Source organism: Achromobacter spanius (genome assembly GCF_003994415.1).
In the GTDB taxonomy this organism is placed as follows: domain Bacteria; phylum Pseudomonadota; class Gammaproteobacteria; order Burkholderiales; family Burkholderiaceae_B; genus Achromobacter; species Achromobacter spanius_C.
Map to the genome: position 1 here is coordinate 5,124,333 of NZ_CP034689.1, position 10,963 is coordinate 5,135,295.

A 10,963-nucleotide genomic window follows, 5' to 3' on the forward strand; every position below is an offset into this window, starting at 1 on the left:
AGGCCGTTTCACCCCTATGGCCAGGCGCCCGCATGCCATACTTTTTTTGCGTCGATGTCCGATACGCGGCATTGCCGCAAGCCCTTAAAAAAACGCCGAGCGCGCCACCATAACAACCCGGCGCGCATCGATATTCGGTCGATTCATGGAGGAGACAAATCCATGGCTACAGTTTGCAAATCGCAGCCCCGCCGCCTTGCCCTGAAAACCCTGTTGTGCTCGGCCCTGGCCACCATCGGCCTGGCCGCCGGCCCCGCCCAGGCCGCGGATGACTGGCCCACCAAGCCCATCAAGATCATCGTGCCGTACACCCCGGGCGGCTCTACCGACATCGTCACCCGCATCGTGGTGGAAAAGCTGGCCCCGCGCCTGGGCCAGACGATCATTGTCGAGAACAAGCCGGGCGCCAACAGCAGCGTGGGTTCGGCCATTGCCGCCAAGGCGGACCCGGACGGCTACACCTTCCTGGCCATGCTGCCGGCCTACCTGGTCAACTTCCATCTGTACAAGTTGAACTTCAAGCCCACGGACCTGGTGCCCGTGGTGCAAATGGCCGACCTGCCCCTGTTCCTGTTCGTGGCCGAAGACGTGCCCGTCAACAACGTGGCGGAATTGGTCGAATACGGCCGCAAGCATCCCGACAAGCTCACCTATGCGTCCAGCGGCACGGGTTCCAACGCGCACCTGACCGGCGCCCGGTTCGCAACGAAGAACCAGATTGCGATGACGCACGTGGCCTACAAGGGCAGCGCGCCGATTCTGACCGACCTGCTTGGCGGGCGCGTGTCGATGGTGTTCGACCCGATCCTGGTGCCGATGCAATACGTGAAGCAGAACCGGCTGAAGGCGCTGGCCTTCACCGGCAAGCAGCGCTGGCCTGACGAGCCCAACATTCCCACCATGGGCGAAGCCGGCCAGCCGGGTTTTGAAACGGGTTCGTGGGCGGGGCTGCTGGCGCCGGCCAATACGCCCCAGCCCATCATCGACCGCATGGCGCGCGAGGTCGCGGAAGTGGTGAAAGACCCCGAAGTACGGCGTAAATTCATCGACGTCGGCTTCCTGCCGGTGGGGGGCACGACGGCGCAATTCGCCGAATTCATGCGGCAAGAGTCCGCCCACTACGCCGACGTCGTCAAGCAGGTCGGCATCACCGCGAACTGAACGAAGACGGAGCGCGGCGGCAACGCCGCTGCTCTGTCTGATCGGAATCCACACCATGATCAACAAGTTCATCGACACGCCCGAGGCCGCGGTCTCGGACATCCACGACGGCGCCACGATACTGATCAGCGGTTTTGGCGGCGCCGGCATGCCCACCGAACTGATCCATGCCCTGATCGACCAGGGCGCGCGCGAGCTCACCGTGGTCAGCAATAACGCGGGCAACCACGAAACGGGCCTGGCCGCGCTGATCAAGGCCGGCCGCGTGCGCAAAGTGATCTGCTCGTTTCCCAAGGCGTCTCACTCCTGGGTCTTCGACGACCTGTATCGGCGCGGCGGCATCGAGCTGGAATGCGTGCCACAGGGCACCATCGCGGAACGGCTGCGCGCGGCAGGCGCGGGGCTGGGCGGATTCTTCACGCCCACCGCCTACGGCACCGAACTGGCGCAAGGCAAGGAAACGCGCATGATCAACGGACGCGGCCATGTCTTCGAGACGCCGCTGCATGGCGACTTTGCGCTGGTCAAGGCCGACCAGGGCGACCGCTGGGGCAACCTGACTTATCACAAGAGCGCGCGCAACTTCGGGCCCATCATGTGCATGGCGGCCAAGACCACCATCGTGCAGGTGCGCGCCAAGGCCGAACTGGGCGAACTGCCGCCCGAAGCCATCGTGACGCCCGGCATCTTTGTCAAGCGCGTCACCGAGGTGGCCAATGCCGCCTTTTCCAGTTGAAGGACAGCCATGTACCAACCCCTGACCCGCGAGGCCATGGCGCGCCGCCTGGCCCTGGATATTCCCGACGGCAGCTACGTCAACCTGGGCATCGGCATGCCGGTACTGGTGGCCGCCCACCTGCCGGACGACCGCGAGATTGTGCTGCATAGCGAAAACGGCATCCTGGGCATGGGCCCGCCACCCGCCGACGACGCCATCAACCTGGACTTGATCAACGCCGGCAAGCAGCCCGTGACCCTGCTTGCGGGCGGCGCGTATTTTCACCATGCCGATTCGTTTGCGATGATGCGCGGCGGCCACCTGGACATCTGCGTCATGGGCGGCATGCAGGTCGCGGCCAATGGTGATCTGGCCAACTGGTCGCTGGCCAAGTCGGGCGAAGCGCCTGCCGTGGGCGGCGCGATGGACCTGGCGGTGGGCGCGCGCAGCGTGTTCATCATGATGGAACACAACAGCAAGAACGGCGATCCGAAGATCGTCGAACGCTGCACGTATCCCTTGACGGGCGCGGGCGTGGTGGACCGCATCTATACCGATCTGGCGGTCATTGACGTCACGCCGGACGGCCTTGTGGTTCGGGATATGATCGACGGCATGACGCTGACCGAACTGCAAGGACGCACCGGCGCGCCGCTGCGCGCGGGCTGATGCTGCCTAATCTGCCCCCGCCCGGCTACGCCGCGCCGTTGGCCGCTGACGACCATCCCGACCAGTTCCGGGGCGACCCGGACTACATGCTGACCCTGGCGCGCGGCCTGCACGTGATCCGCGCGTTCGGCACGCGGCGTCATCCGCAAACGGCGGCGGAACTGAGCCGTCGCGCAGGCCTGCCGCGCGCGGTGGTGCAGCGATGTCTGCACACGCTGGTGCTGCTGGGCATTGCCGAGCAGCATGGCAGGTTGTATGTGCTGACGCCGCGCATCCTGGGCCTGGGCTATGCGTATTTTTCGTCGACGCCGTTTGTGTCGCTGGCCCAACCCGTGCTGGAAGAACTGAGCGCCACGGTCAACGAGACCTGCGCGTTGGCCATCATGGAAGGCCACGAAATGCTGTACCTGGCGCGTTCCGAAGTGAACCGCCTGCTGGCAACGTCAATGGGCCTGGGCAGCCGCTTGCCGGCTTATTGCACGTCGATCGGGCGGGTATTGCTGGCCGAACTGCCGGAGCCCGCCCTGGCCCGCTATTTCGCCGCCACGGAATTGCAGCCCTATACGGAATTCACGCTGAACACCGAAGCGAAACTGCGCGTGGAATTGGCGCGTATCCGCGAGCAGGGCTACGCGGTGGTCGATCAGGAATTGGAATTGAACGTGCGCGCGATTTCAGTCGCCGTCCGTTCCGCCAGCGGCAAGGCCTGCGGCGCCGTAAACGTCAGCGTCAAGGCAGCGCGTGTGCCGCTGACACGCCTGACGGAAGAGTTCTTGCCCCCGCTGCGGCAAGCAGTGGAAAGAATCGGAGAATTTCTGGTCGCCTGAGAACGTGGGCGGCACCGGCCGATGGGTTACGCGCGTTACGCACCATCCCTTAGCTGACCGCCATGCCGCGCTCCACCCATCCTACAAGTCGCGAGTCGTAGGATGGGTGCAGCGCGAGACACCCAACAAAAGAACCCAAGCCAAGTTCGCGCGAAACCCATCAAGCAACCGCCCATATTCAACGCAGCCCGCAACAACCCGCCCGGTTCAAAAGCCACCACATCCCACCATTCGTAGGATGGGTGCAGCGCGAGACACCCAGCAAAAGAACCCAAGCCAAGTTCGCGCGAAACCCATCAAGCAGCCGCCCATATTCAACGCAGCCCACAACAACCCGCCCGGTTCAGAAGCCCCCACATCCCACCATTCGTAGGATGGGTGCAGCGCGTGACACCCAGCAAAAGAACCCAAGCCAAGTTCGCGCGAAACCCATCAAGCAGCCGCCCATATTCAACGCAGCCCACAACAACCCGCCCGGTTCAGAAGCCAGCACATCCCACCATTCGTAGGATGGGTGCAGCGCGAGACACCCAGCAAAAAAACCCAAGCCAAGTTCGCGCGAAACCCATCAAGCAGCCGCCCATATTCAACGCAGCCCGCAACAACCCGCCCGGTTCAGAAGCCACCACATCCCACCATTCGTAGGATGGGTGCAGCGCGTGACACCCAGCAAAAGAACCCAAGCCAAGTTCGCGCGAAACCCATCAAGCAGCCGCCCATATTCAACGCAGCCCACAACAACCCGCCCGGTTCAGAAGCCACCACATCCCACCATTCGTAGGATGGGTGCAGCGCGAGACACCCCACAAAAGAACCCAAGCCAAGTTCGCGCGAAACCCATCAAGCAACCGCCCAAGAATCCCGCAGCCCCACCTACCCCAACCCCGTCATATCCAACGAAAACGCCGCGGCCGCGCGACCAATCCGGTCATTGACCGCGTGCCATTCATCACTATCAGGCGGCGCCTGCACGATGATGCGCGAATACCCCTGCTTATCCAGATCACGCAGCAGACCATACAAGGCCTGCGCATAGCGCGCCGGGTCCGCGGGCACAGGATGCCATTGCAAACGTTCATCCAACGCTTCAGGCCTGGCCCCATACGCCACCACCACCACCTTGCCCGCTGGCAAACTCCGTCCTTGCACCACCTCTTGCAGCCGATCATCCGACGCCAGTTCCAGCGGCGTGCGCGGCGCGTAATGCGCCTTCAACGTCCCCGACGCCCGTGGCGCGGCGGCGTCCGGTGCGAACACCTGCACGCCCAGCACCGCTTCAATCTGCGCCGCGCTGATATGCCCCGGGCGCAGCAGCACCGGACCCGCACCGCGATCCAGGCGCGACAGGTCCAGAATGGTCGACTCGATACCCACTTCCGACGCCCCGCCTTCCAGCACCGGCATGCCCGCCGCGACTTCCTCGGGGAACTCGCTGCGCACATGCTCGGCCCGCGTGGGTGACACCTGGCCAAACTTGTTGGCCGACGGCGCGGCCACGCCGCCCTGCCCGTTCGGCTTGCCCGCCGCGAACGCCGCCAGCAGCGCCTGCGCCACCGGGTGCGATGGGCAGCGGATGCCGATGCTGTCCTGACCGCCGCTGACCGTATCCACAATATGCGGCGCGCGCTTCAGGATCAGCGTCAGCGGCCCCGGCCAGAACGCATCAATCAGCAAGCGCGCCTCGGGCGGTACATCTGCCGCCCAATACGACACATCGCCACCGGGTGCGATATGCACGATGACCGGATGATTCGACGGACGGCCCTTGGCCGCGTAGATCTTCGCCACCGCCTGCGGGTTTTCCGCGTCCGCGCCCAGGCCGTAGACGGTCTCGGTCGGAAAGGCGGCCAACTCGCCGTCCAGCAGGCGCTGCGCGGCGTGGGCGATGTCCGCGTCGGGCGCGGAATCCAGCGTGGGCAAGGAAGGCATCGCGGTTTACTCGGGAGCTTGCATGCCCAGCGCGGCGGCCACGCGGGCGGCGTCGCTGCGGGCCTCATCCAACGTGGGCGCCACGATGGTGATGTGACCCATCTTGCGACCCCGACGCGCGTCATGCTTGCCGTACAAGTGCAGCTTGGCGGTGGGCACCGCCAGCGCGGCGGCCCAGTCGGGTTCGCGCTGGGTGGTGGCCGTGGCCGATTCGTACCAGATGTCGCCCAGAATGTTCAGCATGACGGCGGGCGCCAGCAGCGCCGTGCCGCCCAAGGGCAAGCCGGCCATCGCGCGCGCCTGCTGTTCGAACTGGCTGGTGACGCAGGCATTCATCGTGTAATGGCCGCTGTTGTGCGGGCGCGGCGCGATCTCGTTGACGATCAGGCTGCCGTCCTTCAACACAAAGAACTCCACGCACAGCACGCCGTGGTAGCCCAGGCCTTGCGCAATGGACTGCGCCGCCTCGGTGGCGCGGGCCTGCCGTTCGGCATGGGCCGCGTCCGACTGCACGGGCGCCGCCGTCGACACGGCCAGGATGCCGTCGCGATGCACGTTGCGCGCCACCGGGAACACCACGCTGGCGCCATCGAAACCGCGCGCCAGCACCACCGAGATTTCATAATCCAGCGGCATCAACGCTTCCAGCACGCAAGCCACGCCGCCGAACTCCGCAAAGGCGGCCAGCGCTTCGTCGCGCGTGCTGATGCGGGCCTGGCCCTTGCCGTCATAGCCCAGGCGGGCCACTTTCAGAATGCCGGGAAACAAGGCGTCGGGTGCGGCGCGCAGGTCCGCTTCGCTGCGGATGGCGGCGTGCGGCGCAACGGGAATGCCTTGCGCGGCGATGAAGGTCTTTTCGGCGATACGGTCCTGCACGATGGCCACGGCGTCGGCGGCCGGGCTCACGCGGCAGCGCGTGGCCAGCGTGCGCAGGCTGTCGGCGGGTACGTTCTCAAATTCGGTGGTGACGGCCTGACAGGTCTGGGCCAAGCGGGCCAAGCCGGCTTCGTCGTCGTAGGCCGCCTGGATGTGCAGGTCGGCCACCATGCCGGCGGGGCATTCGTCAGCCGGGTCCAGCACGGCGACCTTGTAGCCCAGGCTTTGCGCCGCGTGGCAGAACATGCGGCCCAGTTGGCCGCCGCCCAGCAAACCCAGCCAGCCGCCGGGAGCAATCATGAAGGAAGTAGCTTGGCTCATACGATCGACGCCTCGGGCGGAACCTTCATGTCGCGCGCGGCTTGCGTCTGGCGCGCGCGGAAAGCCACCAGCTTCTGATGCAGGCCCGCGTCGGTGCCGGCCAGCGTGGCAATCACGTGCAGCGCCGCGTTGGCCGCGCCGGCTTCGCCGATGGCGAATGTGGCCACGGGCACGCCCTTGGGCATCTGCACGATGGACAGCAGCGAATCTTCGCCGCGCAGGTATTTGGACGGCACCGGCACGCCAAACACCGGCACTTCGGTCAACGCCGCCATCATGCCGGGCAAGTGGGCCGCGCCACCCGCGCCAGCGATGATGCCGCGCAAGCCACGGGCATGCGCGGCCGCGCCGTACTCGGCCATGTCCTGCGGCATGCGATGCGCGGAAATCACGCGCGCCTCGTAAGCCACGCCGAAATCCTCCAGCATGGTCACCGCGTGCTTCATGACCTCCCAATCGCTGGAAGATCCCATAATCACGCCCACCACGGGGGTGGCCTCTGCCGCTGCGGAAGTCTTGGCTGTCATAACCGGTGTCGAAAAGGTAAGACCGCGGACATCTGCCCGCGGAATGTCAAAGGGCCGCGGAGCCAGTCCGCGAAACCCAGTATTTTACCCGGCGCGCGGGCGAAGCTAGCGCGCGGCCGGTGACGACAGCCACAGATAGCTGTCGGGGTTGTCCGGGCAAGGCCCAAAACCGCATTCCAGCGTGGTGCCGCCAACGTTGGCCAGCGTCATGATGAAAAACAGGGCCATGACGGCGACGCCCAGCACCGACACCGGTTTTTTCAGCATGCTGTCGCCCCATTTGCGGTCAACCGTCTGCATCAGGATGCAGAAAACGATAATGGCGCAGAAGGCGATGAAGGCCCAAGTGTAGAAGTGCATGCCCAGGAACGGCGAGCCATAGCCGGGGTCGCCCGGCGCCATGTGCAGCAGCACTTGCCGGCCCGACGCCAACATACCCCCCAGCGACGCCGCGATGCTCATGGCGTAGTGCATGGGCGATGGCCCCAAGCGCATGTTCAGCAAGAAGCCCACCCCGGCAAGGATCAGCGCCACGCGCTGCAACAGGCATAGCGGGCACGGCAGTTCGCCATAGATGAACTGCCAGGCGAAGGCCATGCCCAGGATGCCGGTAATGCCCAGTAGCGCCAGGCCGTTCAACACGCGCGAACCGCGCGCCGGATTGCGGGAAAAGATCATCGTCCGGCCTTTACAGCGACAACGTCAGGGGCGTGTTCATGTGGTGCACGCACCAGGCGGCGAAAATCGCCAGCGTCAGCAGCCAGAAGGTCACGCAGGGGCGGCGCTTGCCAAGCACACCGAACCACACGGCGACCAGTCCGGTCAGAAAGGGCAACATCATGATCATGCGGAAGGCTCCTGTCGGCGCGACGCCCTGCTAAGCAGCCGACGAGTATAGCGTAACAATCCGACATACTTGCTATCGAAAGCCCTGATGCGCGCGGCGCCGGCTTATGCCTTGAGGGCATAAAAAAACCCGCTCAATAGGCATGAGCGGGTTGTGTCGACCACGACGGCCTGATGCGGCAAGGCAGATCAGGCGATCAGGCGGTCCAGCGCTTCGCGGTACTTGGCGGCCGTCTTTTCCAGCACGTCTTGCGGCAGGCGCGGGGCGGGCGGGGTCTTGTCCCAGGTTTGGGTTTCAAGCCAGTCGCGCACGAATTGCTTGTCGAACGACGGGGGGCTGATGCCCACGCGGTAGCCGTCGGCGGGCCAGAAACGCGAAGAATCAGGCGTCAGCACTTCGTCCATCAAGTGCAGCGTGCCGTTGTCGTCCAGGCCGAATTCGAACTTGGTGTCGGCAATGATGATGCCCTTGGTGGCCGCGAACTTGGCGGCTTCCGTGTACAGCTTGAGCGTGACGTCGCGGATGCGCTCGGCCATTTCCTGGCCGACTTCCTTGACCACATGCGCAAAATCCACGTTTTCGTCGTGCATGCCGAATTCGGCCTTGGCGGCGGGCGTGAAGATGGGTTCGGGCAACTGGCTGGCCTGTTGCAGGCCGGCGGGCAGTTGGATGCCGCAGACGGCGCCGGTGGCCTGGTAGTCCTTCCAGCCGGAACCGATCAGGTAGCCGCGGGCAACCGCTTCCACCAGAATCGGCTTCAGGCGCTTGACCACGACGGCGCGACCGCGCACCTGGTCAACTTCGTCGGGGGCCACCACGTCTTCGGGCTTCACGCCCGTGGAGTGGTTCGGCAGGATGTGGGCCAGCTTCTGCAACCAGAATTCGGTCAGCTCGGTCAGCACCTGTCCCTTGCCGGGAATGGGGTCGTCAAGGATCACGTCGAACGCGGAGATACGATCCGACGCGACGATCAGCAACTTGTCGTCGCCCACCGCGTACATATCGCGCACCTTACCGCGGCCCAGCAGCGGCAAGGACTTGATGCTGGATTGATGCAAAGCAGAAGTCACGGGAATGGCCTATGGCAAAAATGAAGATTCCCGCCACGGGCGAGCGCCAGGGCGGGAAGTAGAACGAAATCGGAACCTGCGCAAAAGGCGGCATGGCCTCTGCAAGACGCATAGATTACTGCAAATAAGCCTGTCTTGCCGGGCGGCGGGGGCCGGGTTAGGCTCTGATTTCCGACACACAATTCGCGCCGGCCGCCTTGGGGCGTCACGGCGCAGACCTTACGCCCGGAGACAAAGTCGTATGCAGGAAGCTTCCCTCAAACGCCCGCCCGCCGTCGACGCGCAGGTACACCTGACTGGCGGTTGCCAGTGCGGCGCGATCCGTTACGCCGTTACCGACGAGCCCATCACCGCCGCCACCTGTCATTGCCGCGACTGCCAATATTCCAGCGGCGGCGCCCCGGCCCATGCGTTGATCTTCCCCGCCGGCTCGGTGACGATGCTGCGCGGCCAGGCCAAGGAACACCGCTACAAGGGCGATTCCGGGCACACCGTCATGCGCAGCTTTTGCGCCGCCTGTGGCACGCCGCTGTTCGGCGGCTCGGAAGGCATGGGATACGAAGTGGTGCGCGCGGGCTCGCTGGACGACCCCGAAGCCTTTCACGCCAAGGCCAGCCTGTGGACCAGTTCGGCGCCGTCCTGGCACCACGTGGACCGCAGCGTGCCGCACTTCCCGCAAAACTCGCCGCCCGCCTGACGCGCGGGGCTGACGCGCGGGGCTGACGCGGCCAGCCGATACGCCCGTCTTGGCAGCCGGCCAAAACAAAGGGGTGGGTCCATGACGGACCCGCCCCTTTTTGCTACCCCGGCGCCCCCGAAGGCGGCGCTGGATAGGCTTACTGCACCACTTGCGACAGCTTGCCCGAGGCGTACTGCGCGGCGATTTCGGTCAGCGGCAGCGCCTTGATCTTGCTGGCGTTGCCGGCCGTGCCGAATTCCGTGTAGCGAGCCACACAGATCGCCTTGGCGGCGGCGCGGGCGGGCTTCAGGTATTCGCGCGGGTCGAACTTTTCGGGGTTCTCGGCGAAGAAGCGGCGAATCGCGCCGGTCATGGCCAGACGAATATCGGTGTCGATATTGATCTTGCGCACGCCGTACTTGATGGCTTCCTGGATTTCCTCGACCGGCACGCCGTAGGTTTCCTTCATGTTGCCGCCGAATTCACGGATCTCGGCCAGCAGTTCCTGCGGCACGCTGGAGCTGCCGTGCATCACCAGGTGGGTGTTGGGCAGGCGGGCGTGGATTTCCTTGATGCGGGAAATCGACAGGATGTCGCCGGTGGGCTTGCGCGTGAACTTGTAGGCGCCGTGGCTGGTGCCGATGGCAATCGCCAGCGCGTCCAACTGGGTGCGGCGCACGAAGTCGGCGGCTTGTTCCGGATCGGTCAGCAGCTGATCCATGGTCAGCTTGCCGTCGGCGCCGTGGCCGTCTTCCTTGTCGCCTTCCATGGTTTCCAGGGAACCCAGGCAGCCGAGTTCGCCTTCAACCGTCACGCCCAGCTTGTGGGCAACGTCCACCACCTTCTTGGTGACTTCGACGTTGTAGTCGTAGTCGGCAATGGTCTTGCCGTCTTCTTTCAGCGAACCGTCCATCATCACGCTGGAGAAACCGAGGTCGATGGCACCTTGGCAGACCTTGGGCGACTGGCCGTGATCCTGGTGCATGACGACGGGAATGTGCGGATAGGATTCCACGGCGGCCTGGATCAGGTGCTTCAGGAAGCCTTCGCCCGCATATTTGCGCGCGCCGGCCGAAGCTTGCATGATCACCGGGCTATCGGTCTCCGCAGCGGCTTCCATGATGGCCTGAACCTGTTCCAGGTTATTGACGTTGAAAGCCGGAATGCCGTAGCCGTTCTCGGCGGCGTGGTCGAGCAACTGGCGCATGGAGACTAGGGCCATGAGTGGTCCTCCTATGTACTGTCTATTGAAATGGTTGAAGCCTTGCTGAATGGGGTGATTTTACGGGGGAATCGCTGAAAGGTCTTGCAACCGGCGGTATCCGGTCCATTCAGCCGA

General features: G+C 64.7%; 12 protein-coding genes. 5 read left to right on the plus strand and 7 right to left on the minus strand.

The window, feature by feature from the left end; all coding sequences use genetic code 11:
• The first annotated feature begins 162 nt into the window (after window positions 1-162).
• The 4 genes from ELS24_RS23450 to ELS24_RS23465 are packed head-to-tail and all read left to right on the plus strand — an operon-like array spanning window position 163 to window position 3,375.
• On the plus strand, window positions 163-1,161 hold the full coding sequence (locus ELS24_RS23450) for a Bug family tripartite tricarboxylate transporter substrate binding protein (RefSeq protein ID WP_127185481.1): 999 nt from the start codon (window positions 163-165) through the stop codon (window positions 1,159-1,161).
• A gap of 55 nt (window positions 1,162-1,216) precedes the next feature.
• Window positions 1,217-1,897, plus strand: coding sequence for a 3-oxoacid CoA-transferase subunit A (locus ELS24_RS23455; protein ID WP_127185482.1), 681 nt, complete (start codon window positions 1,217-1,219; stop codon window positions 1,895-1,897).
• 9 nt (window positions 1,898-1,906) lie between these two features.
• On the plus strand, window positions 1,907-2,548 hold the full coding sequence (locus ELS24_RS23460; RefSeq protein WP_127185483.1) for a 3-oxoacid CoA-transferase subunit B: 642 nt from the start codon (window positions 1,907-1,909) through the stop codon (window positions 2,546-2,548).
• Window positions 2,548-3,375: an IclR family transcriptional regulator domain-containing protein gene (locus ELS24_RS23465; protein ID WP_050448837.1), complete on the plus strand. Its 828-nt coding sequence runs from the start codon at window positions 2,548-2,550 to the stop codon at window positions 3,373-3,375. The genes ELS24_RS23460 and ELS24_RS23465 overlap by 1 nt, the downstream gene beginning before the upstream one ends.
• 873 nt (window positions 3,376-4,248) lie before the next feature.
• On the opposite strand, the gene ELS24_RS23470 is transcribed toward ELS24_RS23465, so the two are convergent.
• The 6 genes from ELS24_RS23470 to ELS24_RS23490 all read right to left on the minus strand — a co-directional run bounded on the left by ELS24_RS23470 (window position 4,249) and on the right by ELS24_RS23490 (window position 8,945).
• Entirely contained in the window at window positions 4,249-5,304 is a 1,056-nt protein-coding gene (locus tag ELS24_RS23470) for an L-threonylcarbamoyladenylate synthase (RefSeq protein WP_127185484.1), read from the minus strand.
• A 6-nt stretch (window positions 5,305-5,310) separates the two neighbouring features.
• Window positions 5,311-6,501 carry a 5-(carboxyamino)imidazole ribonucleotide synthase gene (locus tag ELS24_RS23475; RefSeq protein WP_127185485.1) on the minus strand — a complete coding sequence of 397 codons (1,191 nt, stop codon included), beginning with the start codon at window positions 6,499-6,501 and terminating at the stop codon, window positions 5,311-5,313.
• Window positions 6,498-7,028 carry a 5-(carboxyamino)imidazole ribonucleotide mutase gene (gene purE / locus ELS24_RS23480; protein WP_050448834.1) on the minus strand — a complete coding sequence of 177 codons (531 nt, stop codon included), beginning with the start codon at window positions 7,026-7,028 and terminating at the stop codon, window positions 6,498-6,500. Before purE ends, ELS24_RS23475 begins: the two co-directional genes overlap by 4 nt.
• Before the next feature lie 105 nt (window positions 7,029-7,133).
• Window positions 7,134-7,706 carry a disulfide bond formation protein B gene (locus ELS24_RS23485; protein ID WP_127185486.1) on the minus strand — a complete coding sequence of 191 codons (573 nt, stop codon included), beginning with the start codon at window positions 7,704-7,706 and terminating at the stop codon, window positions 7,134-7,136.
• Window positions 7,707-7,716: 10 nt separating this feature from the next.
• The gene (locus ELS24_RS31005; protein WP_164741289.1) at window positions 7,717-7,875 is read right to left on the minus strand and encodes a DUF5993 family protein; all 159 of its coding nucleotides are present in this window, start codon (window positions 7,873-7,875) and stop codon (window positions 7,717-7,719) included.
• Between the two features lie 188 nt (window positions 7,876-8,063).
• The gene (locus tag ELS24_RS23490) at window positions 8,064-8,945 is read right to left on the minus strand and encodes a phosphoribosylaminoimidazolesuccinocarboxamide synthase (protein ID WP_050448832.1); all 882 of its coding nucleotides are present in this window, start codon (window positions 8,943-8,945) and stop codon (window positions 8,064-8,066) included.
• Between the two features lie 241 nt (window positions 8,946-9,186).
• On the opposite strand from ELS24_RS23490, the gene ELS24_RS23495 reads away from it, so the two are divergent.
• Window positions 9,187-9,642 carry a GFA family protein gene (locus tag ELS24_RS23495; protein WP_127185487.1) on the plus strand — a complete coding sequence of 152 codons (456 nt, stop codon included), beginning with the start codon at window positions 9,187-9,189 and terminating at the stop codon, window positions 9,640-9,642.
• 139 nt (window positions 9,643-9,781) lie between these two features.
• On the opposite strand, the gene fba is transcribed toward ELS24_RS23495, so the two are convergent.
• Window positions 9,782-10,846 carry a class II fructose-bisphosphate aldolase gene (gene fba / locus ELS24_RS23500; protein WP_050448830.1) on the minus strand — a complete coding sequence of 355 codons (1,065 nt, stop codon included), beginning with the start codon at window positions 10,844-10,846 and terminating at the stop codon, window positions 9,782-9,784.
• Window positions 10,847-10,963 lie beyond the last annotated feature (117 nt).